The organism is Yersinia sp. 2545 StPb PI (assembly GCF_052217125.1).
Lineage (GTDB): Bacteria > Pseudomonadota > Gammaproteobacteria > Enterobacterales > Enterobacteriaceae > Yersinia > Yersinia enterocolitica_E.
In genome coordinates this window covers 3,500,257-3,524,504 of the sequence record NZ_JAZGPY010000001.1, presented here as the reverse complement: position 1 = coordinate 3,524,504, position 24,248 = coordinate 3,500,257, and the positions used below count along the sequence as shown (strand labels likewise).

The window sequence follows — 24,248 nt, the reverse complement described above, 5'->3', positions numbered from 1 at the left end:
AAATGGCTTACCCGTGTTGGGGTTCTTGTAGGTCAAGGTAGGCTCCTGCACTGCCATGGCAATGAGTGCTAGCCTCCACCATTTCTGATGTTATCTTCCTAGTGTGCTTACCTAAAGTGTCAACCCTTCTTGTTGAACCTCTTCTTTACGTTTTCTTATGCTATTGGTCAGATATTTTCAGCTAGACGTATTAATGAAGGGGAAAATAAGATTTTTCTCATTTATTTATTGGTTTAGGTGTCTATTTACATTTAAGATTTAGCAAAGGATTAATAATATTTTGAAATTATTAGCGCTAAGAGTGAATTTTAATAAATGAAGCGGACAAAGCACTTTGACTTAAATGCCCTTCCACTCTGCTGATAACTCACTGGATTTACCTAAATCTGATATGCAATAACGCGGGATTCAAGTTAACCTTCAATACCGTGGGCCTATCAAGACATTTATCTCAAATTAAAACACGAACGAATTGCCTGGTTCATTGAAGCCGATAACGACTATCGGCTCAACGTTGTGTGTCTTAACCAGCGTTAAGCAGACTATTTCACATGTTGCCAAACCGTAGGTGGGATTTTATCATAAAGCTTATTCATTGTGAGTTCAGCCAGGCGATGGTCTGCCGCTGAGTAAAATAATTCCAACTCATCATCGGAAAGCTCATACTTATTCTTTTCAATTACACGTTCCAATGTATCAATAGTCGTACATTTTCTTAAACGCATCAGGTAGTCAGTTTTTGTCATGGTGGTTTTTCTTCTCGATATACAAATTAATATAGGGAAACTATCCCTTAAGTTTTCATCAGGGTACAGATGTATTCTCCTGAGAAAAGTCTGAATAAACGCTCTTTGGTTTTTTGCCAGCGCCGCAATTCAGGATCATTGATTCCGTAACTACTAAACAAAGTATATGTATCGTCTAAATATTCTTCCACTAACTCTGAAAGGTCGCCGTCATCCGGGTATTTTATTTTAAAACTCATCACAAATGAAGCTATATGCTCGATCAAATCATTGAGTTGCAGATTTACGGCAGATGTTGGGTCATTTACCCACCCATGATGGCTGTCGCCAAGGGTAGCAATGCCTTCATCATACAAGTTTTCACATAGAAACTTCAACTGGGCAATGTCATGCCGTTTAGGCGAGTACTCATCCATATCATCCCCTCCGTAAAGTCTTAATTCGGTGTTGATAACACAATGTGAGTAGATAGATAATCATATAAATGTAGAAGCTTATCGTTAACGTAAATAAACTTGTCTTGATATGAATATAAATCATTTCTTCGCTCACCGCGCAACTTTATTACTTAATCTTACAATTCGTCAGCGGTTGAGGGCCTGTCATTGTTAATTATATCAAAAGTGATTCTTTCTGGATGTACAATAAATGTTACAGCACCGGTTAAGGTTTCTTCAGTATTGATATCCAAACAGGGGTTAAAGATATGCCATTGGTAACAGTAAGTCATTGAATAGCAGTTATCTTCTACGTGAGAAATATCAAGAATTTCTAATGAACCCGCCGTGTACCTGGCATTTTCCGAATAATACATTAAGCCGGAAACCAAACTTCCTTCAATTTCACGGATATTATTGCTGATAACACTCTTGAGTAATGAAATCGCGTAACACCCTGAGGTGAAGTCCCCAGCTATTTCATTGTTCATTAATTGTCCGCTCATGGTGGCAAGATTAATTCATTCCTGTATCGCTATTGTAACAAAAAATGCTTTGGCATTTGTTTTTCAGCAACTACGAGCATGATTTGAATCAAAAAAATCAAATTTAATGAGATTTTTTCAACTAATACTATCAGCTACATGTTGTGATGTTATTTGATGCACTTGCTTTCAATAACACGCTCTTCCTATAAAATAACGCAGTCTAAATAGGGTTCTTCATATTTAGGGTTATTACTCACGATTAATTTAACTACTCTCTATTAACCTAGAATGCTCAGCGGGTTTGGTCAAGAGCAGGGGGGGATATTACCTGTTTTCTATTGTGTAATTTATCGTTTTGCGAGCATTACCGAACAATGTTGAGGTTAGAATACCAAAACCCTGCCTGACCTCACCAGTGGAGTAACAGTAAAAATTGTTTAATTTACTGTTACTAAGCATGTTTGCGCTGTCTAGTTTGCCATTAGCGGCAAGTTTGCTTCCGTTTACTGAGGGCGGTGGGGCTAGCGTGCTAAAACTTGTTACTTTTAAAACTCGTCAATCATGATGTTTTCTTGAATTTAATAATTTTATGTGATGTTATAACGTATCACATGAAAACACATGCTCTGTTCTACTATGAATAAACACGCTTTCCTTACCTGGTTAAACCAGCCTTCCTACTGGACATTGTTCTCACTTTCGTCATTACAGCGCATCTCTGGCGTCGCCTTACTTTGCTTGCTGCTGTGGGGAGCTATTTATTGGGCGAATATATTGCCATGATAAAGTTGAGAAATATTGAGATTGGATATGATCGGCATGCACTTACCCCGCCAATTAATGGTGGTTTTGCTGCCGGGTCTCTCACGGCCATTATTGGGGCAAATGGAGCGGGTAAATCAACCCTACTTAAAACATTGGCAGATTTACAACCCGCAGTGATGGGGGAAATAACTTTTACCGGAGAAGATCGCCCTCAAATAGCCTATCTCCCACAGCAAGCTGAGTTAGATAAACAGTTCCCCATTGTCGTTCAGGATGTCGTGGCGATGGGATGCTGGCCCCAAAGTGGGCTACTAGGGGGCATTAATCATCAATCACGGCAACGAATCAAAAAGGCATTAGACACGGTCGGTATGCCGGAAATGGCGCGCCAACCCGTCGCTGAGCTTTCCGGCGGGCAGTTACAGCGGGTGCTGTTTGCCCGTCTTTTAGTGCAACAAGCACAACTGATATTACTGGATGAGCCTTTTACCGGTATTGATAGCCAGACCGTGCGGCTGTTACTCGATGTTATTCATCGGTTACACGATGAGGGGCGGACGATTATTGCTGTCTTACACGATATGTCGATGGTCGCTGAACATTTCCCCCGCGCCTTGTGGTTGACACCTCTTGGTAACTGTTGGGACTCATCTGAGCAGGTTCTGGCGCAATGGCATCACTGCCACAGCTCATCTTGCGCACTCTCTTCTCTGGCTCCTCAACCCGAACAGCAAAGGGTTATCAACTGATGACATTGTTCCATTTATTTGCTGATCCTTTTGTAGATTTTGGCTTTATGCGGCGGGCATTAGTCGCCTGTCTGGCTTTGTCACTCAGTTCAGCTCCTTTAGGGGTTTTCTTGTTATTACGGCGAATGAGCCTGGTGGGGGATGCTCTATCTCACGCGGTATTGCCGGGAGCGGCTATCGGTTACCTCATTTCAGGAATGTCACTGGTGGCAATGGGCGTGGGTGGGTTTATTGCCGGATTAGCGGTTGCTATGTTGTCCGGTTGGGTCAGCCGACGAACACTATTAAGAGAAGATGCCAGCTTTGCCGGTTTCTATCTGGGCTCGCTGGCATTGGGGGTCACGCTGGTCTCTCTACGTGGCTCGAGCATGGATCTGCTCCATGTGTTATTTGGTTCTATTTTGGCTGTTGATGTCAGTGCCATGACTATGGTCGGCGTTATCACGACGGTCTCGATGTTGGCTTTAGCGGCGATTTATCGCGCACTGGTGATTGAGTCATTCGACCCTGTCTTTCTACGGGTCAGTATGGGGCGCTGGCTGATGGTGGTCCACGCTCTGTTTTTATCGCTGGTGGTTATCAATCTGGTCGCCGGGTTTCAGATTCTTGGCACCCTGATGTCGGTAGGATTAATGATGTTGCCTGCTGCCAGTGCCCGTTTTTGGGCCAAAAATCTCCCTCATACATTAGGTATTGCCATGGCCATCGGCATGGTTGCCAGTTTTGTCGGCTTGTTGTGGTCTTATTACGCCTCGTTACCTGCCGGGCCGGCAATAGTCCTTAGCGCCAGCCTGATTTTCTTTGTATCTATTTTATTTGGAACGCGTGGTGGTGTTTTAGCAACCGCGCGCCGTTAAGAAGTACCGGTCGTTAAAGGAGAGTTAAATGAAGCGTTTACCTATTAGTTTGGCGGTAGCTGCCCTACTGTCTAGCCCATTGGCGATGGCAAAAACTGTTGAAGCTGTAGCCAGTTTTTCTATTTTAGGCGATATCGTCCAGCAGGTGGGGGGCGAGCATGTCAATGTGGTGACATTGGTCGGCCCGGATGGGGATCCCCATAGTTTTGAACCGATGCCGAAAAATAGTAAACAGTTATCTAACGCTGATGTGGTGTTTATCAGCGGGCTAGGGCTTGAAGGGTGGTTGGAGCGTTTGATCAGTGCTTCTGGCTATAAAGGGCAGGTCGTTGTCGCCTCAACCGGGATCGATACGCGTAAAATGGATGAAGAGGGAAAGAGGGTGACGGACCCCCACGCATGGAACAGCATGGCGAATGGTATCAAGTATGCCAACAACGTAATGAATGCATTGATTGTCGCCGATCCTGAGGATGCTGATTATTTCCGTAAACGTGGTGGAGAATACATTCAGCAATTGGAAAAACTGGATGCTTATGCGAAAGCTCAGTTTGCCACGATCCCGATAGATAAGCGTAAGGTCCTGACCAGCCATGATGCTTTCGGCTATTTTAGCCAAGAGTATGGGGTTAACTTCTTATCGCCCGTCGGATTTTCCACTGAGGCTGAAGCCAGTGCCAGCGATGTAGCCGCGCTAATTAAACAGATCAAACAAGAGAAAATAAAAACGTATTTTATTGAAAATCAGACTGATCCGCGTTTAGTAAAACAGATTGCCGCAGCCAGTGGTGCTAAAGCTGGTGGTGAGCTTTACCCTGAAGCCTTATCCGCAACCGGTGGCCCGGCAGCAACCTATGCTGAAGCTTTTAAACACAATGTAGATACCATTGTGAACAGTATGAAGTAACTATAAACCAATAAACAAAGTGGCTAGTGCTCAGTCTTTGATTTTGGTCAGAGGCTGAGTACTTGACCTTGGTTGATAACTCTCTTCTTTAACATGAAAAAGCCCCGTTGGGCAGCAACGGGGCTTATCAATACCATCAACTGATGGGCTAAAAACCAAATCAAAATCAACGCTTCTTATGAGTCCCTCCCTGAACTGCTTTAAAACGTGGATTACTTTTACAAATAACGTATACCCGACCACGGCGACGAACGATTTTACAATCGGGATGACGGTTTTTAGCTGAACGTAATGAACTCAATACTTGCATGATTAACTCTCAGGATTAGCTGGTTTTTTTAGTCAAGAAGCGACCAAAACGTTGATTGAAGCGCGCAGTACTGCCTTCTTTGGAGAACTCTTTTTGTTTACCGGTGTAGTACGGATGTGAGGCTGAGGAGATATCCAGCGTGACATAAGGATAGGTCTGCCCATCGCGCTCAATGGTGCGTGCTGTGGCAATGGTGGAACCCACGGTGAAATAGGTATCTGCGCTGGTGTCGTGAAAAACCACTGTCCGGTAGTTAGGGTGGATGCCGGGTTTCATAAAAACTCCAATTGTTATGTTATACTATAACAATAATTATGCGCTATTCACTTTTGAGTTTCAAGTACAGAAAATAAAAAACCCGCAAACCTAAGTCTGCGGGTTTTCTTAATGATGTATTTCATCAATTGTGGTGACGTAAGGTTTACTTGGCCTTATGGTCAACCGCATGCGAGTGTTCTACATCTTCGTTTTTTCGACTAAAGCGACGGCGAACCACCACGAAGAAGACCGGAACAAAGAAGATAGCCAGTACAGTTGCGGTTACCATCCCGCCCATAACACCTGTACCTACCGCATTCTGTGCACCAGAACCTGCGCCACTACTGATAACCAGTGGCAGAACCCCTAGGATAAAGGCTAATGACGTCATCAGAATTGGTCGCAGACGCATACGTACTGCTTCCAAGGTTGATTCCACCAAACCTTTCCCTTCTTTGTCCATTAAGTCTTTAGCAAACTCAACAATCAAGATGGCGTTCTTGGCCGATAGTCCGATAGTGGTCAATAAGCCTACCTGGAAGTAAACGTCGTTATTGAGCCCACGCAGAGAGGCCGCCAGTAACGCGCCCACAACACCCAGCGGTACCACCAACATAACTGAGAATGGAATCGACCAGCTTTCATACAGCGCAGCCAGACATAAGAACACCACAATCAGTGAGATGGCATACAACGCGGGAGCCTGGTTACCTGACAGACGTTCTTGATAAGACATGCCGGTCCAGTCATAACCGATGCCGCTTGGCAATTTAGACGCCAGATCCTGCATCAGGTCCATTGCCTCACCGGTACTTTTACCCGGCGCTGCCTGACCCAGAATTTCCATGGATGGCAGACCGTTATAACGTTCAAGTCGAGGTGAGCCGTATTCCCATTTCGCGGTGGAGAAAGTATTAAACGATACCATCTGACCGGTGTTGTTACGGACATACCACTTATCGATATCACCCGGTAACATACGGAAAGGCGCATCAGCTTGTACATAAACTTTCTTCACACGACCACGGTCGATAAAGTCGTTTACGTAACTGCCGCCCATCGCTGAACCGAGCGTGGTATTGATATCGGAAATCGAAACACCAAGAGCCTGTGCTTTTTCCTGATCAACTTCCACTTTGAACTGAGGTGTATCTTCCAGTCCGTTCGGCCGCATACCGACCAGCATATCTGAGTGTTGCGCCGCCATACCGAGCAGTTGGTTACGCGCTTCAGTTAATTTCTGATGGCCGACGTTACCCTGATCAATTAACTGGAAGTCAAAGCCGGTAGCAGTACCCAACTCCACAATCGCTGGCAAGTTAAAGGCGAAGACCAAACCGTCTTTGATTTGCGAGAAGGCAGCAGATGCGCGGCCGACAATTGCTGGAACTTTGTTCTGTTCTCCCGGACGCTCATCCCAGTTTTTCAGACTGACGAATGCCAGACCCGTGTTCTGACCCTGACCACTGAAACCGAAGCCGTTAACGGTAAATACAGAGTTAACCACGTCTTTTTCTTTGTCGAGATAATAGTCAGTAACCTGATTTAGCACTTTCTGAGTACGTTCTTGCGTCGCACCCGCAGGCATTTGCACCATGGTCAGGAATACACCCTGATCTTCTTCTGGTAAGAATGATGTCGGCAAGCGTAGGAACAACACGCCCATACCAATCACTATCAGCAGATAGATCAGCAGATAACGGCCAGTGCTGCGCAAAATGTTGGCAACGCTGTCAGTGTAGTGATGGGTGCTTTTCTCGAACATGCGGTTAAACCAACCGAAGAAGCCGGTACTCGGCCCATGTTCACCTTTGGTTATAGGTTTCAGCATTGTCGCGCACAGTGCGGGTGTCAGAATCAATGCCACCAGAACCGAGAGCACCATGGCTGAAACAATGGTGATAGAGAACTGACGATAAATCGCCCCGGTTGCGCCGCCAAAGAAGGCCATCGGGATAAATACTGCCGACAGTACCATCGCGATCCCCACCAATGCGCCCTGGATTTGCTCCATAGACTTTTTGGTGGCTTCTTTCGGCGGTAGCCCTTCTTCCTGCATCACACGTTCGACGTTCTCTACCACCACGATGGCGTCATCTACCAATAGACCTATCGCCAACACCATCCCGAACATCGTTAGGGTGTTTATCGAATAGCCAAAGGCGGAGAGAATAGCGAAAGTACCCAGCAATACGACCGGTACTGCAATCGTTGGAATCAATGTTGCCCGGAAGTTCTGCAAGAACAGATACATTACCAGGAACACCAAAATGATAGCTTCAACCAGTGTTTTAACCACTTCGTTAATAGAGATTTTAACGAATGGGGTGGTGTCGTACGGATAAACCACTTTCAACCCATTCGGGAAGAAGGGTTGTAATTTCGCCAGTTCAGCTTTTACTGCAGCAGAGGTGTCCAGGGCGTTAGCACCGGTTGCCAGTTTAATACCGATACCTGCCGCAGGTTTACCATTATAACGGGCGATGATGTTATAGCTTTCAGCACCCAGTTGAACGATAGCCACATCTTTCAGGCGAACCTGCGAACCGTCAGTATTCACTTTCAGCAAGATCTGGCTGAATTCTTCTGCGTTGGTTAAACGGGTCTGCGCAATGATTGATGAGTTCAGCTCTTGACCAGGTACGGGTGGAGTCCCCCCTAACTGGCCTGCTGCGACCTGATTGTTCTGTACTTTAATGGCATTAATAACATCAACCGGTGTCAGTTTGAAATTATTCAGTTTATGCGGATCCATCCAGATACGCATTGCGTATTGGGAACCAAATAACTGAACGTCACCCACACCGGCGGTACGGCTAATTGGATCTTTAACGTTAGAACCCACATAGTCCGCGATATCTTCTTGTTTCATGGTGCCGTCTTCAGAAATAAAGCCGGCAACCATGAGGAAGCTACTACTGGACTTTTCAACGCTCACGCCCTGCTGCTGCACTTCTTGCGGCAGTAATGGCATCGCTAATTGCAGTTTGTTCTGGACCTGAACCTGAGCGATATCTGGGTCAGTGCCTGAGTTAAAGGTCAACGTCAACTGAACGTTACCGGAGGAATCACTGCTGGAAGACATATACAGCAGGTTATCGATACCGTTCATGTTCTGTTCGATAACCTGCGTAACTGTATTCTGAACAGTAGTCGCATCGGCGCCAGGATAGTTGGCGGAGATTGTAATTGCCGGTGGCGCAATGGTTGGATATTGCGCAACGGGTAATTTCATTATCGCAAGTGCACCAGCCAACATCAGAATGATGGCGAGAACCCAAGCGAAAATAGGGCGATCTATAAAGAACTTAGCCATGAATTACCGGCTCCTTTTAAGACTTCTTCGCTGTATCAGCCGGAGCTGCTTTTTGCGCCGGGTCAGTAACTTCCTGCACTTTTACCTGCACGCCCGGTCTGATTTTCTGCAAGCCGGAAACAATAAGACGATCACCTGCTTTCAATCCTTCAGTAACCAACCATTTATTACCAATGGCCTGATTAGCAACCAGCGTGCGCATTTCAACTTTGTCATCTGCGCCGACAACCATAGCAGTAGCTTCGCCACGTGGGTTACGCGTCACACCTTGTTGAGGCACCAACAGTGCATCAGGTCTGACACCTTCATCCAAACGGGCACGAACAAACATGCCAGGCAGCAGCGCCTCGTTCGGGTTAGGGAAGATGGCACGGATAGTAATTGAACCGGTCGTTTCATCGACGGTGACACCAGAGAATTCCAGAGTACCGGTTTCTGCGTATTCAGAGCCGTTTTCCAGTAACAAGCGAACCTTGGCCTTACCGTTTTCTTGCTTGAGCGTGCCATCAGCCAGCTCTTTTTTCAGGCGCAAGAATTCATCGCTTGATTGAGTCACATCGACATACATCGGGTCAAGTTGCTGAACTGTGGTCATTGCCGTTGCCTGACCACTGGTCACCAATGCACCTTCAGTAACTGAAGATTTACCGGTACGCCCACTGATTGGCGACGTAACCTGAGTATATGCCAGGTTAATACGCGCTGTTTCTACCGCCGCTTTTGCTGCCAGAACACTCGCATTAGCTTGCATTGAGTCAGACATAGCCTGGTCATACTCTTGCTTACTGATGTAATTGGTACCCAGTAATGGTTTGTAGCGATTCACTGTCAGGCGGGCAATTTCAGCGGCAGCTTGTGCTTTCGCTAAATCACCTTTGGCGCTGTCATAAGCGGCCTGATATGTGGCTGGATCAATTTGATAAAGTGATGTTCCTGCGGTGACATCACTGCCTTCAACATAGTTACGTTTAAGAATGATCCCGCTAACTTGTGGGCGAACTTCTGCAACACGGAATGCGGACGTGCGGCCCGGTAGTTCGGTTGTGATATTCAGTGGTGCTGCTTTCAATGTCACAATACCAACTTCAGGTGCCTGTTGAGCATGGGCTTGCGCCGCATCTTTATCATTACATCCTATAAGTACTAAGCTGCCTGAAAGTACCAGAATTGCAGCCAGAGGCATTACCCCTCTGTTTTTGCTCATAGATAAACCTCAAGTGTCCGATTTTTAATTTAATTCAATGGATCACAAGCTTTAAAACCCATTGCTGCGTAAATTATATGTGCGTGCTATGGTACATACATTCGTGAATGTATGTAAATCGCACCCCCTCGAAAAAACAACGCTATGGCACGAAAAACCAAACAGCAAGCCGAAGAGACCCGGCAACAAATTCTTGATGCCGCAGTGCGGGAGTTTTCTGCGCATGGCGTTTCCGGCACTTCACTTACTGATATTGCCGCCGCCGCAGGCGTAACCCGAGGCGCAATTTATTGGCACTTCAAGAATAAGGTAGACCTGTTTAACGAAGTTTGGGAGTTATCAGAGTCTAAAATTGATCAGCTCGAATTAGAGTATCAGGCAAAATATCCCGATAATCCACTCCGCATCCTGCGTGAAATACTCATCTATGTTCTTGTTTCTACGCGTGAGGATTGCCGACGCCGTGCACTAATGGAGATTGTATTCCATAAATGTGAGTTTATCGGTGAGATGACCTCAGTCCATGACGCGCGTAAAGTTCTTGATTTAGCTAGTTATGAGCGAATTGAATCGGTTTTGCAAGACTGTATTGATGCAAATCAATTGCCCGTCAACCTTGATACTCGTCGAGCTGCGATTATCATGAAAGCTTATATTACAGGTTTGATGGAAAACTGGCTCTTTATGCCAGAAAGTTTTGATATAAAACAAGAGGCACCGGTATTAATTGATGCCTATCTGGAGATGCTAGGCCATAGTCTTTCGTTGCGAAAAGGGCTAAATAGCAAAGCATCGGATTAACTGGAGGTTTATATGAGTAGTTCACTGGTTGTGATTGCGAATGGGGCTGCCTATGGCCATGAGTCATTATTTAATGCTCTGCGTTTATCTATTGCGTTAAAAGAACAACAAGCCGATCTCGATTTACGCCTTTTTTTAATGTCTGATGCCGTCATTGCTGGCCTTAACGGGCAACAACCACGTGAAGGTTACAATTTACAGCAGATGCTAGAGATTCTTACAGCACAGAATGTTCCGGTTAAATTATGCAAAACTTGCGCCGATGCCCGTGGTGTGACTGGGTTAACGCTGGTTGATGGTGCAGAAATCGGTACTTTGGTTGAGTTGGCTCAATGGACGTTAGCCGCTGATAAAGTTCTCACATTCTAAGTAATAATGGGATTACTGCTCTTCCCCGAATCAACCGATATTGCTGGTTGTTACATCCTATTCAACAACAACTGCGTAACAGCCCGCATTATTACAGCTATTCACGTTCTGAAAGATTTTTCTTATTATTACTCGAGACTGAACGTGATAGGATTTCAGCCTCTCTGTTGAAATGAAGTTCAAATATGAGCAGCAGATCCCATAATCAATATTCTTTACCCTTATCCATGCCAGTCATGACGTCAGTGGGGGCATTTTTATTACGCCTTCAGACAATGCTTACCCTGCTTATAATTGCCTTTATATCTTTGCCATCGACTTTTGCATCTGGAATCAATATTGATGTGCCGACCCGCACTGAGGTATTAAGCCAACTGGATACACTATCAAAACAAAAAATATTGTCGCCAGCGGAAAAGCTATCACAGCAGGATCTAACTAAAACGTTGGAATACCTTGATACCATTGAGCGTACCAAGCAAGAGGCCAGTCAACTTAAACAACAACTGGCACAAGCTCCCGCAAAATTACGGCAGGCGACAGAGGGGCTGGATGCGCTTAAGAATAGTACCGCTGACACGCTGACTCGGGAGTCATTGGCGAATTATTCGCTGCGCCAATTGGAATCACGTCTAAATGAAACGCTGGATGATTTACAATCAGCTCAGGAAGACCTCTCCGCTTATAATAGCCAGTTAATTGCCCTGCAAACTCAGCCCGAACGGGTGCAGAGTGCGATGTATAACGCATCAATGCGTTTAATGCAGATTCGCAATCAACTCAATGGATTAGCGCCAAATCAAGAGGTTCTGCGTCCAACCCAGCAGCAAGAGTTATTGACTGAGCAGGTGATGTTAAATGCGCAGCTGGATTTGCAACGTAAAAATCTGGAAGCTAACACCACCTTACAGGATTTACTGCAAAAACAACGGGATTACACTACTGCTCACATAAACCAACTGGAGCGCTACGTACAGCTACTGCAAGAGGTGGTCAGCGGCAAACGATTAATCCTATCAGAAAAAACAGCCAAAGAAGCGCAAGCACCTAATGATGCAACTGATATTCAAAATGATCCGTTAGTTAGCCGAGAACTGACGATTAACAAAGAATTAAGTCAGCGCCTGATTAATGCCACGAAAGAAGGCAACACCCTGGTACAACAGAATATTAGAGTTAAAAACTGGCTGGACCGCGCGCTGCAATCGGAACGTAACTTAAAAGAACAAATTACCGTATTACGCGGTAGCTTGTTGCTTTCGCGTATCTTGTATCAACAGCAGCTCAATTTACCGGCTGCTGGTTTGATAACCAATATGGGTCCACGTATTGCTGACTTGCGCTTGGAGCAATTTGAAATAAATCAGCAACGTGACCAGCTATTCCAGGGGGATGACTATATCCAAACCCTGATGAATGACAGTAAAGAGAAGATCAGTCCTGATGTAGAAGACGCGCTGGGGCAAATTGTTGATATCCGCCGTGAGCTACTGGATCAGTTGAATAAACAGTTGGGTAACCAACTGACATTGGCTATCAATCTGCAAATTAACCAACAGCAGTTGCTCAGCGTCAATGAATCACTGCAACATACTCTGACACAGCAGATTTTTTGGGTCAGTAGCAATAAACCGATGGACTGGTCTTGGCTAAAAGCCTTACCGGGCGCACTTAAATCTGAACTGAGCAATTTTCACTTTACCCTGTCACCGGGTGATGTGTTAGCGGGGTTGATCAAATCAGTGGTGTTCTTGCTACCCATGTTGATTGTGGTGGGGGTGATCCGATCACGCTATAACATCATTAATAAACATTTGGATAGACTGGCGGCTGACGTCGGGCAACTCAAGCACGACAGCCAAATGCATACGCCAAATGCCATTATGCTCACTTTACTGAAAGTCTTGCCTGGGGCCTTAATTATCCTAGGTTTTGGCTATTGGTGTCTGCGTTCAGACTTTAATCTTAGTGACTTCCTCTGGAGCTTATTCCAACGTTTGGCGCTGTTCTGGCTAATATTTGATCTGACCTATCGTATGCTCTCGCCAGGGGGAATTACCGAGCGACACTTTATGATTGCGGCTGACCGATGCGCGCATTATCGCCGCCAAATGGTGCGATTAGGGGGGGCATTGTTGCCGGTGATATTCTGGTCGGAATTGGGAGAGAAAAGTCCACTTCGATTGGTCGATGATGTCATCGGGCAAATTGTTATTGTTATTGCATTGGCACTGCTGGCCCTGTTTGTCTATCCATTCTGCCGCGATAGTTGGCGTGAAAAAGATTCCCATGCGGTGCGGTTGGTGATTGTGACTGCGGTTGCTGTAACCCCCATCATATTGATTGGCTTAATGATGGCAGGATATTTTTATACGACACTACAACTGGCTGGTCGCTGGATTGATAGTCTGTACTTATTGTTCCTGTGGAATATCGTTTACCTGACGGCAATTCGAGGTTTAGGGGTTGCCGCGCGGCGTTTGGCCTATCGTAGGGCAATTGCCCGGCGGCAAAGTTTGGTGAAAGAGGGGGCTGAAGGTGGTGAGCCGGTTGAAGAGCCGCCATTAGCCTTGGACCAAATTAACCAACAGTCATTACGCCTGACAACGATGGCGCTCTTCCTGATTTTTGCCACTTGTTTCTATTGGATTTGGGCGGACCTGATAACGGTTATTTCCTATCTGGATAGTATCTCTTTGTGGCATTACACCTCAACAGTCGCTGGTGCTAGCGTCGCGCAGGCTGTGACCTTGGGGAATATGCTGGTGGCTTTGATGGCATTGGTGGTTGCCTATGTTCTGACTCGTAACTTGCCGGGCTTACTTGAGGTTGTGGTATTGTCGCGCCTGCAACTGCGCCAAGGCACTTCTTATGCCATCACCACCATTCTGACTTATCTCATCACGGCGGTCGGTGGGATAACCGCGTTAAGTTCGCTCGGTGTTTCGTGGGATAAATTGCAATGGTTAGTGGCGGCACTGTCTGTTGGTTTGGGGTTTGGCTTGCAGGAAATCTTTGCCAACTTTGTATCCGGTTTGATTATTCTGTTTGAGCGGCCCGTTCGTATCGGCGATACCATTACCATTGGTACTTTTTCGGGGAATGTCAGCAAGATACGCATCCGTGCGACGACAATTACCGATTTTGACCGTAAAGAAGTCATTATTCCGAACAAAGCATTTGTTACCGAGCGCCTGATCAACTGGTCACTGTCAGATACCATTACGCGCATCATCATTAAAGTGGGTGTCGCCTATGGTTCTGATCTGGCGAAAGTAAAAGATGTACTGTTACAAGCCGCCCATGAGAATCCACGAGTTATGGTTGATCCTGAACCACAAGTCTTCTTCCTAAACTTCGGTTCCAGCACTCTTGATCATGAGTTACGCCTGTATGTTCGTGAATTGAGAGATCGCAGCTATACGGTGGATGAATTGAACAGGGCTATTGATAAGTTATGTCGTGATAATGACATTAATATCGCCTTTAACCAGTTGGAAGTGTATCTGCACAAACCAGATGGTACCGAGGTTCAGGAAGTCAGTCGCCCGCTTGATAAACAAGGTTTACCGGCTGAGCAATCGGAATTGGGAGATACTAAGCCTGACTTACCGGATATCAATAAGCCGCTTGCTTAAGGCATTAGGCTGTATAGGCAGTAGCGCGCCATTACTGATGGAGTCTCTACAGGTCGGGTCATATACCTGCATCACTAAGGCGACACGTTAGTGTATCGCCTTGGCTAAATAGCAGAAGTGATATCTTCAATCTGAGTTTTGACGGCGGAGCTTACGCTGATAATCAAGTTGCACGATCGCTAACGCCGCCAGTGCTGTCTCGGGCGCTATCTCATTGCATTCCAGCAGATAGATAAGATCTACTGCCAGTTGCAGTTCTGGTGGAGCTTTTTCAACTGACATAATCTGACCAACATTTGATTTGCAGTTAATCGGGAAGTCGGGTGTGAATATCGTACCAGGGTTCCACCTGACCTGATTCAACCTATATACCCACTAGATTTCAACATGCTGGAAAGCGGTAAGCGAGGTAATCCCGATTAACTGACACCAGTCAGTAATTCGGGTGAACGCAAGCCGTCAACATCTGCATTTGAAAGAGGGCGGGCATAAACATTATAGAGAACTATTTGCTGTCGGAATCTCAATGATTCAAAAAATGTGACAAATATTCAAAAACCGTTCTCTTTTTTCTCAATACTGCGTTCTATTCTTATCAACGCCTGCCGGCAGCGCATTAGGCGCCCCTCGAGTGCCGCTAGCTCTTTCTGTATTTTCTGCTGCTCAGATAACAAACTTTGCTTACCAAGTTGGCTCTCTCTATCCTGAATCATGGCCAATATTCGCCGTTCATAATCTTGATGTTCAGCCAGCTTATGGTAAGGGTCCAATTTATTATCCCGAGGTTCAGGATTGGATTTTCTTAATTTTTGTGTAGCCAATTCTCTTTGCAATGCAGAAATCTGGGCAACCAGTTTTTCAGCGAGAAAAGCAACCTGTTGTGTGCGATTATCAGCAACCACCTGCTTTAGTTGGGCCATATTTTTACGTATTTCCTGAAGATAATCGCGGAAACGGTTGCCATGATTACCAAACAGGTTTAGATCAAAACGGGCTTGCTGAGAGGGGGTGTTTGCCTGAGGGCCAACTTGCGCTGACAGCGCTTCAATTTGGCTTTCAAGCACCTGCAATAATTTTTCCGTACTCATGGCGCTTCTCCTTGGCATTTCCCGCCAGCTTGCCTTCGAATGGCGGCAGATACAAGCTTGGAGGAGGGTAAATAAAATAGATACCGATGTCTTGTGCAAATAATGGCAAGAATATCTATTGATGATGTTCAACGCATGGGTTAATGATAACGCTTCATTAAAGTGATGATAAAGGGAGCTTATGTCTCGTTGGTTTTTGATAACCTTGGGTTGGCTGGCGGTGATATTGGCAACGTTAGGTGTCGTGCTTCCTCTGTTACCCACCACACCGTTTTTGCTGTTGGCCGCTTGGTGTTTTGCACGATCCTCCCCGCGATTTCATCACTGGTTGCTCTACCGTTCATGGTTTGGTAGCTATATACGTACCTGGCAACAACATCGAGCATTGCCTGTGGGCACTAAATGGAAGGCAATACTGGTTACCATACTTACATTTGCTGTTTCACTTTGGTTGGTGAAAATCTGGTGGGTGAGAGGCATATTACTTATTATGTTAATCCTACTGTTGACCTTTATGTGGCGAATGCCAGTTATTGACCTATCGCAACAAAAACGGCGCTGAGCAATTCACACTAGTTGCATTTTAGTGCCAGTTTGCATAGATTTGAGCGTTTTCGTGCGCGGGGTAATCCCTCGTTGCATCCTTAATGTTAAGGATGCAGTGACTTTAACTATCGGAGTATTATCGATAGTGAGACTAAGTTACTCAGCCGATGCCATTTAACATCGACTGGCCGCGCTTAAGTATGTACAGCAGTTTTATCAGGCACAAATTATGACCGCTACTGCACCTAATACAGCACAACAGCTTCAATATATTAAAGACAGTATCAAAACCATCCCCGATTATCCAAAAGCGGGAATACTGTTTCGTGATGTGACCAGCTTGCTAGAAGATCCATTAGCCTATGCCGCTAGCATCGAATTGCTGGTAGAGCGCTATCTGGGTAAAGGCGTGACTAAAGTAGTGGGTACTGAAGCTCGCGGCTTTCTGTTTGGTGCTCCGGTCGCCCTGTCGCTGGGTGTCGGTTTTGTTCCGGTGCGTAAACCCGGTAAATTGCCGCGGGAAACTATCAGCGAAAGCTATGAGTTGGAGTATGGCACGGACAAACTTGAGATCCACACCGATAGCATTAAACCGGGCGATAATGTCTTAGTGATTGACGATTTGCTGGCTACCGGCGGCACAATCGAGGCAACGGTTAAGCTCATCCGTCGGCTGGGTGGCGTCGTGACTGACGCTGCATTTGTGATTGATTTGCCTGAATTGGGTGGCGAAGCGCGCCTGACTCAGCAAGGGATCACTTGCTATAGTTTGGTCTCGTTCAGCGGGCATTGATTTTATCCCCAAAGAATGTGGAGTTGCAGGTAGGCTGCAAGTGAATACATCCCGATAAACTTACCCAGGTAGCTTATTTGGGTGAATGAAAGCTGCCAACAGCACTCTGGACTGAAAGGTGGTAGGCATAATAATCTGGTGGTCATCAACGGTGACTGTCAGATTATTCGATGAATGTTGGGAAAATATTATCAATGCAAACTGCCATTCACTTATTAGAGTGGCAGCGAATAAATACGTGAAGACTCGCCCCATGGGTGATAACCCAATCCAGTAAAAGTAAAACCATACTTTTCGTAGAACCCGATATGGTCAGTACATAAATGTAGTGTATCAAAACCTAATTGTTTGGTTTCTTTAGCAATATGCTTGATCAGTAATTCACCATAAGCATACCCTCGGTGTTGCTCTTCAATATAAAGCGCACATAACCAAGGGTACAGATCCATACGGCTAATAAAATCATTGGTGATTAATCCAGCGCAACCAATAATTTCATTATTCATTTCCATCAAATACCATTGAGGTAAAGGATTTTTAGCTGCAATACAAAGACTGATGCAATCCTGATAAAGCATTTTAGTCTCTTCCGTGGCCCACTTATTCTGAAAATAGCGGATAGATTGATCTTTATACTCAGGGTGACTTCTCACCGAGATGATTCTTATCATTATTATTTTCCTAACGCACTAATTATACTCACTATTTTTGGTAAAGATCCCAGCGATTACCGTAAATATCTTCGAATACAACCACCATGCCATATTCCTCTTTGCGAGGTTCTTCGCAGAATGTCACTCCTTTTGATTTCATCAACTCATAATCACGCCAGAAGTTATCTGTCTCAAGAAAAAGGAATACTCGACCACCACATTGATTACCAATAAACGCAGTTTGATGGTCATTGGATGCCCGAGCTAGCAATAAACGACACTCACTGTCTTCTGTCGGCGAAACCGACACCCAACGTTTCCCTGGTTGTGCCTCATCTTCTCGCAGAAAAAAACCTAACTTTTCGGTATAAAATTCAATCGCTTTATCGTAATCATCAACGACGATAGCAATATAGCCCATCCCTCTTTTTTTACTTGTCATAAATCCGTCCATTGTTAATTGACCCAAACTGGGTGCCGCTGATTATTAACTATAACTTCTTGATAGCCTAGGCATCGGCACCGATTGAATACCATGCAAAATCCAGCAGTCAGGGAAGCACCTTACACTCTGCTAATCTCCGTTACCTGTCAGAGCAAATTTCCGATCGTACTAAGGCCGGTATTTCGGAATAGATTGCCAGCATAACATCCAGATTGTGGAATAAAAATGAACAGGCCACCGTTGTAAAATTCATTGCTGGCAATATCGATTCTTTCAACATGGGGGAGAGTCCGAAAGGAAATAAGAACGGGTTTATTACGGCATCGCAGGGTACAAAGAATCGACAACTCTACTTCCACAAAGTAAATTTGTGGGAATGACGATGGGCGTACTGGTACACTAAGATTCAACCTGTAGCTATTCGGGTTAATGTGTTCAAAAACAAACCACTTAATATATGTAGGTTAAATAGTGGTTTTTTTACTGGTGATTAAATTATTCTTTATAAATCAATGATGAAGTATTAATGAGCTATCAGGTCCTTGCCCGTAAGTGGCGCCCCCAAACGTTCGCAGACGTCGTTGGTCAGGAGCATGTCCTGACGGCGCTGGCTAATGGCCTTTCATTAGGGCGAATTCATCACGCCTATCTATTCTCCGGCACCCGTGGCGTTGGCAAGACGTCGATTGCACGGCTATTAGCCAAAGGTCTTAACTGCGAAACCGGCATTACAGCGACGCCTTGCGGTACCTGTGCTAACTGCCTGGAGATCGAGCAAGGCCGTTTTGTTGACCTGATCGAGATAGATGCCGCCTCGCGCACGAAGGTAGAAGATACCCGAGAACTGCTGGATAACGTTCAATATGCTCCAGCCCGTGGCCGCTTCAAAGTGTACTTAATTGATGAAGTGCATATGCTGTCGCGCCACAGTTTCAATGCACTACTAAAAACACTTGAAGAGCCGCCAGCCCATGTGAAATTCTTGCTGGCGACTACGGACCCTCAGAAACTGCCGGTGACCATCCTTTCCCGCTGTTTGCAATTCCATCTCAAAGTGATTGATGTTGAGGTTATCCGTGGGCAGCTTGAAAAAATATTACTGGCAGAGCAAATCAGTAGTGATGCGCGTGCATTACAATTATTGGCACGGGCGGCCGATGGCAGTATGCGAGATGCGCTTAGTCTGACAGATCAGGCCGTTGCGATGGGCGATGGGCATGTGACGACAGCTACAGTCAGTCAAATGCTGGGAACGCTGGATGACGAGCAACCCTTGGCGATTATCGAGGCGCTGGTCAGTGCCGATGGTGCGCGGGTGATGGCTCAGGTAGAACAAGCGGCATCACGTGGTGTCGATTGGGAAAACTTATTGGTCGAAACCCTAAGTTTGCTGCACCGCATTGCGATGGTGCAACTGCTGCCATCAATGTTGGATAATCACTATGCGACGGTTGAGCCTCGGTTACGCGAACTGGCCCGCACATTGCCACCTGCTGATATTCAGTTATATTATCAAATTCTGTTAGTGGGCCGCAAAGAGCTGGCTTATGCGCCGGATCGCCGCATGGGGGTTGAAATGACCTTATTGCGAGCGTTAGCTTTTCATCCTAAAGCGATAATTGCCGAATCGCAGAGTGTATCTGTCAGTGCGCCAGCAGCGATTGGGGGTAACAATGCACCGCAGCACTCCCCAAATACGCAACAGCCCGCATCTACTCACTCAGGGCCACCGCAAGATGCACCACCGCTAGGGCTTGCCGCTGAAGTGAGTACTCAGCTCCCAGATTCTACTGCGCAGCTCCTTCAGGCACGGACCCAGTTGTTGCGACAATCCGGGACAACCACACCAAAAAAGAATGAGCCGGCAGCGCCAGGAAAAGCGCGGCCGGCAACCTCGGCACTGGAGCGTCTAGCTTCGGTGACTGAGCGCAGCCAGCAGCGTCTGGCCGCTAAATCAACCGAAGAAAAGAAACCGGCGAAGAAAGAAGCTTATCGCTGGACCGCGCAAAATCAGTCTGAGGTCGTAGCTGAGCCAGTTACCACGCCTAAGGCGTTGCGCTCTGCGTTAGAGCATGAAAAAACACCGGAGCTTTCTGCCAAATTGGCTGAAGACGCCATGGTGCGGGATCCTTGGGCGGCAGAGATAGATAAGCTACATGTTCCGAAATTGGTACAGCAGCTTGCGTTGAATGCATTTAAAGAAGAAATAGAACCGGGTAATATTTGTCTTCACCTGCGTTCTAGCCAGCGGCATTTAAATTCGCCCACGGCACAAAAGGCGCTGGCTGATGCATTGAGTGAATTACACGGTAATGCTGTCACACTTAGCGTTATCGAAGATGACAACCCGGCGGAGCGTACTCCGCTGGAATGGCGGCAGGCCATTTATGAAGAAAAGCTGGCACAAGCACGCCAGTCGATTATTGCGGATAATAATATTCAGACACTGCGTCGTTTCTTCGATGCAGAATTGGATGAAGAGAGTATCCGGCCGGTTTAACCGCTGCGGTAAGTGCATGGTGTACTGACGCGGCCCCTTGCTATGAGAGATGACTATGTTTGGTAAAGGCGGTATTGGCAATTTAATGAAACAAGCCCAGCAGATGCAGGAAAAAATGCAGCAGATGCAGGAAGAAGTCGCCAAATTGGAAGTTACCGGTGAATCTGGCGCGGGCTTGGTAAAAGTAACCATCAATGGGGCGCATAACTGCCGCCGGGTTGAAATTGACCCAAGCCTATTGGTTGAAGAAGATAAAGAAATGCTGGAAGATTTGATTGCTGCGGCATTGAACGATGCAGCGCGTCGTATCGATGAAACGCAAAAAGAGAAAATGGCTTCGGTCTCCAGTGGTATGCAATTACCACCAGGCTTTAAGATGCCGTTCTGATGCAAACCAGTCCACTCCTTGAGTCATTAATGGAGGCGTTGCGCTGCCTGCCGGGCGTTGGCCCGAAATCAGCGCAACGTATGGCATTCCAACTGCTACAGCGTGATCGTAGTGGTGGAATGCGGCTGGCGCAGTCATTGACCCGTGCGATGTCCGAAATCGGTCACTGTGCTGATTGCCGGACATTTACCGAGCAAGACCGTTGCACTATCTGCTCCAACCCACGCCGGCAGCAGAATGGCCAACTCTGTGTGGTCGAAAGCCCGGCAGATATCCATGCTATTGAACAAACCGGCCAGTTTGGTGGGCGTTACTTTGTGTTGATGGGGCATTTATCTCCCATGGATGGCATTGGCCCTGGCGATATTGGTTTGGATTTGCTGGAAAAACGGCTTGAAACTGAAACTATCACTGAAGTCATTTTGGCAACTAATCCGACCGTAGAAGGGGATGCCACTGCCAACTATATCGGCCAGATGTGTGGTCAGTATGGCGTATTAGCCAGCCGTATCGCTCATGGCGTACCAGTAGGCGGCGAACTGGAAATGGTTGATGGTACGACATTATCGCACTCACTGGCTGGGCGTAATCCTATTAAGTATTGATCCCATTATTTATTGTGGGCGACAGTCTTGTTATTGATTATCTTACGAATAAATTCGTTAGGGATAATAAGTCAATCGCCCTCGATTCTCTATTTTTTTCTATCCTCATACTTGAAACTTTCACCTATTGGCCCCATCTGATACTCATTGTTCGATTTTATGTACCTGTCGGTAATTTGGATTGAGGTAATTAATGAGTATGAAAGGTCAAGAAACCCGTGGATTCCAGTCTGAAGTAAAACAACTCCTCCATTTGATGATTCACTCGCTTTATTCCAATAAAGAAATTTTCTTGCGCGAGTTGATCTCTAATGCCTCTGATGCGGCAGACAAACTGCGTTTCCGCGCGCTGTCTAATCCTGAATTATTTGAGGGCGACGGTGAGCTGAGAGTGCGTTTATCTTTTGATAAAGAAAAGCGTACTTTGACTCTAAGTGATAACGGCATCGGTATGAGCCGTGACGAAGTTATTGATAATCTTGGTACCATCGCGAAGTCAGGGACCAAAGCATTCCTTGAGTCTATTGGTTCAGATCAAGCCAAAGATAGCCAATTAATCGGCCAGTTTGGTGTCGGTTTCTACTCCGCATTTATTGTGGCAGATAAAGTCACCGTCCGTACCCGTGCAGCCGGTGCGCCTGCTGATGCTGGCGTATTCTGGGAATCGGCAGGCGAGGGTGACTACACCATCGCGGATATCACCAAAGAAGAGCGTGGTACAGAGATAACCCTGCATCTGCGTGAAGGTGAAGACGAGTATTTGGATGATTGGCGCTTGCGCTCAGTCATCAGTAAATATTCAGACCATATTGCTTTGCCAGTTGAAATTCAAAGCAAAAATGAAGAAGACGGCACGGTCACCTGGGAGAAAATCAATAAAGCTCAGGCATTATGGACGCGCGGCAAAGCAGAGATTACTGACGACGAATATAAAGCATTCTATAAACATATCGCGCATGATTTCACCGACCCGATGAGTTGGAGCCATAACCGCGTCGAAGGTAAGCAGGAGTATACCAGCTTGCTGTATATCCCAGCTCAGGCCCCGTGGGATATGTGGAATCGCGACCATAAGCATGGTTTGAAACTTTACGTGCAGCGCGTGTTCATTATGGATGATGCTGAGCAGTTCATGCCGAATTACCTGCGTTTTGTTCGTGGTTTAATAGATTCTAATGATCTACCGCTGAACGTCTCGCGTGAGATTCTGCAAGACAGCCGCATTACTCAGAATCTACGTAGTGCGCTGACTAAACGTGTGCTGCAAATGCTGGAAAAACTGGCTAAAGATGATGCTGAGAAATATCAGCAGTTCTGGCAGCAGTTCGGTATGGCGCTTAAGGAAGGCCCAGCGGAAGACGGTAGCAATAAAGAAACTATTGCCAAGTTACTACGCTTTGCTTCAACCCATACCGACAGCTCAGCGCAGACAGTGTCTTTGGAAGATTATGTCAGCCGTATGACTGAAGGGCAGGAGAAGATTTATTACATCACTGCTGACAGCTATGCTGCGGCGAAGAACAGCCCTCATCTGGAACTGTTCCGCAAAAAAGGCATTGAAGTATTGCTGTTATCTGATCGCATCGATGAATGGATGATGAGCTACCTGACCGAGTTTGACGGTAAAGTTTTCCAGTCAGTCAGCAAAGCAGATGACTCACTGAATAAGCTGGCAGATGAAGAGCGTCCAGATCAGCAAGAGGCCGACAAAGCGCTGGAGCCATTCGTTGAGCGGGTTAAAACCCTGCTGGGCGAACGCGTGAAAGATGTCCGCCTGACGCATCGTTTGACGGATACGCCAGCGATAGTGACGACTGATGCCGATGAAATGAGTACGCAGATGGCGAAATTGTTTGCTGCTGCGGGCCAACAGGCACCAGAAGTGAAGTATATCTTTGAATTAAATCCTGAACATAGCTTGGTTAAACGCGCTGCTGATGTGACTGACGATGCTCAGTTTGCTGAATGGGTAGAGTTATTACTGGATCAATCGCTGTTAGCTGAACGGGGAACATTAGATGATCCTAACCAGTTTATCCGCAGAATGAATCAGTTATTAACGGCTTAATTGAGTAATAGAACGCCTCAGATAGATGTGTTATCTGAGGCGTTTTTTTATTTATTTTCAATGGGTTGTTTTTTTATTTCTCCTGGATGTCATTGATTCTCTCCTGCTAACCGGCCTCGCGCGCCTTGAGCCAACCCCCCTGAAAATGGTATGGTTGCTTGTTTTCCGCAATTTCGATTTTTTTAAGAGCTTATCCCCGTTGGCGTCATTGTTGCAGCCAGTTTTAACATGGACAGCGCGGAAGAGCCGGAGCGTACACATCGTACGTGAGGATCCTGAGCACTGCCTTGGTTCAAAATGGCAAATAAAATAGCCCT

At 46.2% G+C, this 24,248-nt stretch carries 24 protein-coding genes and 1 other annotated feature; of the genes, 13 read left to right on the top strand and 11 right to left on the bottom strand.

From position 1 onward, the window contains the following. Nucleotides 1–542: 542 nt before the first annotated feature. The 3 genes from ymoA to V1955_RS16450 form a co-directional block, all read right to left on the bottom strand. Nucleotides 543–746, bottom strand: coding sequence for an expression modulating protein YmoA (ymoA, locus tag V1955_RS16460; RefSeq protein ID WP_002208622.1), 204 nt, complete (start codon nt 744–746; stop codon nt 543–545). Between the two features lie 47 nt (nt 747–793). Continuing rightward, nucleotides 794–1,162: an Hha toxicity modulator TomB gene (gene tomB / locus V1955_RS16455; protein WP_083159993.1), complete on the bottom strand. Its 369-nt coding sequence runs from the start codon at nt 1,160–1,162 to the stop codon at nt 794–796. A gap of 158 nt (nt 1,163–1,320) precedes the next feature. Further along, on the bottom strand, nt 1,321–1,674 hold the full coding sequence (locus tag V1955_RS16450; protein WP_083159991.1) for a hypothetical protein: 354 nt from the start codon (nt 1,672–1,674) through the stop codon (nt 1,321–1,323). A gap of 618 nt (nt 1,675–2,292) precedes the next feature. Here V1955_RS16450 and V1955_RS16445 point away from each other — a divergent pair. From V1955_RS16445 to V1955_RS16430, 4 genes are read left to right on the top strand one after another with little or no spacing between them, the layout of a single operon-like run. Next, nucleotides 2,293–2,454, top strand: a complete 162-nt coding sequence (locus tag V1955_RS16445) for a hypothetical protein (RefSeq protein ID WP_442821167.1) — start codon at nt 2,293–2,295, stop codon at nt 2,452–2,454. Then, entirely contained in the window at nt 2,451–3,185 is a 735-nt protein-coding gene (locus V1955_RS16440) for a metal ABC transporter ATP-binding protein (protein ID WP_083159989.1), read from the top strand. The genes V1955_RS16445 and V1955_RS16440 overlap by 4 nt, the downstream gene beginning before the upstream one ends. Continuing rightward, a complete protein-coding gene (locus tag V1955_RS16435; protein ID WP_083159987.1) occupies nt 3,185–4,042 on the top strand; it encodes a metal ABC transporter permease in 858 nt (285 codons plus the stop codon). The genes V1955_RS16440 and V1955_RS16435 overlap by 1 nt, the downstream gene beginning before the upstream one ends. A gap of 28 nt (nt 4,043–4,070) precedes the next feature. Further along, nucleotides 4,071–4,949, top strand: a complete 879-nt coding sequence (locus V1955_RS16430) for a metal ABC transporter substrate-binding protein (RefSeq protein ID WP_083159985.1) — start codon at nt 4,071–4,073, stop codon at nt 4,947–4,949. Between the two features lie 166 nt (nt 4,950–5,115). On the opposite strand, the gene ykgO is transcribed toward V1955_RS16430, so the two are convergent. The 4 genes from ykgO to acrA all read right to left on the bottom strand — a co-directional run bounded on the left by ykgO (nt 5,116) and on the right by acrA (nt 10,037). Beyond that, the gene (gene ykgO / locus V1955_RS16425) at nt 5,116–5,259 is read right to left on the bottom strand and encodes a type B 50S ribosomal protein L36 (protein WP_002208618.1); all 144 of its coding nucleotides are present in this window, start codon (nt 5,257–5,259) and stop codon (nt 5,116–5,118) included. Nucleotides 5,260–5,274: 15 nt separating this feature from the next. Beyond that, nucleotides 5,275–5,535 (bottom strand): type B 50S ribosomal protein L31, encoded by a 261-nt coding sequence (locus tag V1955_RS16420; protein WP_083159983.1) that lies wholly within the window; start codon nt 5,533–5,535, stop codon nt 5,275–5,277. 145 nt (nt 5,536–5,680) lie between these two features. Beyond that, entirely contained in the window at nt 5,681–8,833 is a 3,153-nt protein-coding gene (acrB, locus tag V1955_RS16415; RefSeq protein ID WP_102970455.1) for an efflux RND transporter permease AcrB, read from the bottom strand. Between the two features lie 16 nt (nt 8,834–8,849). Continuing rightward, nucleotides 8,850–10,037 (bottom strand): efflux RND transporter adaptor subunit AcrA, encoded by a 1,188-nt coding sequence (gene acrA, locus V1955_RS16410; RefSeq protein WP_083159981.1) that lies wholly within the window; start codon nt 10,035–10,037, stop codon nt 8,850–8,852. Between the two features lie 144 nt (nt 10,038–10,181). Between acrA and acrR the strand changes: the two genes are divergently transcribed. The 3 genes from acrR to mscK all read left to right on the top strand — a co-directional run bounded on the left by acrR (nt 10,182) and on the right by mscK (nt 14,845). Further along, nucleotides 10,182–10,838 (top strand): multidrug efflux transporter transcriptional repressor AcrR, encoded by a 657-nt coding sequence (gene acrR, locus V1955_RS16405; RefSeq protein WP_083159979.1) that lies wholly within the window; start codon nt 10,182–10,184, stop codon nt 10,836–10,838. A 12-nt stretch (nt 10,839–10,850) separates the two neighbouring features. Further along, nucleotides 10,851–11,207: a DsrE/DsrF/TusD sulfur relay family protein gene (locus V1955_RS16400; RefSeq protein ID WP_083159977.1), complete on the top strand. Its 357-nt coding sequence runs from the start codon at nt 10,851–10,853 to the stop codon at nt 11,205–11,207. A 185-nt stretch (nt 11,208–11,392) separates the two neighbouring features. After that, a complete protein-coding gene (gene mscK, locus V1955_RS16395) occupies nt 11,393–14,845 on the top strand; it encodes a mechanosensitive channel MscK (RefSeq protein WP_193784714.1) in 3,453 nt (1,150 codons plus the stop codon). A 126-nt stretch (nt 14,846–14,971) separates the two neighbouring features. Here mscK and rsmS read toward each other — a convergent pair whose 3' ends face one another. Both rsmS and priC read right to left on the bottom strand, forming a co-directional pair. Further along, nucleotides 14,972–15,127 carry a pleiotropic regulatory protein RsmS gene (rsmS, locus tag V1955_RS16390; RefSeq protein WP_050086075.1) on the bottom strand — a complete coding sequence of 52 codons (156 nt, stop codon included), beginning with the start codon at nt 15,125–15,127 and terminating at the stop codon, nt 14,972–14,974. Between the two features lie 269 nt (nt 15,128–15,396). Continuing rightward, nucleotides 15,397–15,933, bottom strand: coding sequence for a primosomal replication protein PriC (gene priC / locus V1955_RS16385; RefSeq protein WP_420073245.1), 537 nt, complete (start codon nt 15,931–15,933; stop codon nt 15,397–15,399). 181 nt (nt 15,934–16,114) lie between these two features. Between priC and V1955_RS16380 the strand changes: the two genes are divergently transcribed. Both V1955_RS16380 and apt read left to right on the top strand, forming a co-directional pair. Continuing rightward, nucleotides 16,115–16,495, top strand: a complete 381-nt coding sequence (locus V1955_RS16380; protein ID WP_083159971.1) for a DUF454 family protein — start codon at nt 16,115–16,117, stop codon at nt 16,493–16,495. A 213-nt stretch (nt 16,496–16,708) separates the two neighbouring features. Beyond that, nucleotides 16,709–17,272: an adenine phosphoribosyltransferase gene (gene apt, locus V1955_RS16375; RefSeq protein WP_083159969.1), complete on the top strand. Its 564-nt coding sequence runs from the start codon at nt 16,709–16,711 to the stop codon at nt 17,270–17,272. A 215-nt stretch (nt 17,273–17,487) separates the two neighbouring features. Here the strand turns inward: apt and V1955_RS16370 are convergent, their stop codons facing one another. Continuing rightward, complete coding sequence (locus V1955_RS16370; RefSeq protein WP_372568774.1) at nt 17,488–17,943, bottom strand: GNAT family N-acetyltransferase; 456 nt, start codon at nt 17,941–17,943, stop codon at nt 17,488–17,490. A 31-nt stretch (nt 17,944–17,974) separates the two neighbouring features. Further along, on the bottom strand, nt 17,975–18,367 hold the full coding sequence (locus tag V1955_RS16365; protein ID WP_372558216.1) for a VOC family protein: 393 nt from the start codon (nt 18,365–18,367) through the stop codon (nt 17,975–17,977). Nucleotides 18,368–18,896: 529 nt separating this feature from the next. Here V1955_RS16365 and dnaX point away from each other — a divergent pair. The 4 genes from dnaX to htpG all read left to right on the top strand — a co-directional run bounded on the left by dnaX (nt 18,897) and on the right by htpG (nt 23,931). Beyond that, entirely contained in the window at nt 18,897–20,870 is a 1,974-nt protein-coding gene (gene dnaX / locus V1955_RS16360) for a DNA polymerase III subunit gamma/tau (protein ID WP_442821166.1), read from the top strand. After that, nucleotides 20,201–20,264, top strand: a sequence feature (DnaX frameshifting element). It overlaps the preceding gene by 64 nt. Nucleotides 20,871–20,925: 55 nt before the next feature. Further along, nucleotides 20,926–21,258, top strand: a complete 333-nt coding sequence (locus tag V1955_RS16355) for a YbaB/EbfC family nucleoid-associated protein (protein WP_019081276.1) — start codon at nt 20,926–20,928, stop codon at nt 21,256–21,258. Beyond that, complete coding sequence (recR, locus tag V1955_RS16350; protein ID WP_083159961.1) at nt 21,258–21,863, top strand: recombination mediator RecR; 606 nt, start codon at nt 21,258–21,260, stop codon at nt 21,861–21,863. The genes V1955_RS16355 and recR overlap by 1 nt, the downstream gene beginning before the upstream one ends. Before the next feature lie 199 nt (nt 21,864–22,062). After that, nucleotides 22,063–23,931: a molecular chaperone HtpG gene (gene htpG, locus V1955_RS16345; protein ID WP_372559842.1), complete on the top strand. Its 1,869-nt coding sequence runs from the start codon at nt 22,063–22,065 to the stop codon at nt 23,929–23,931. Nucleotides 23,932–24,248: the final 317 nt, after the last annotated feature.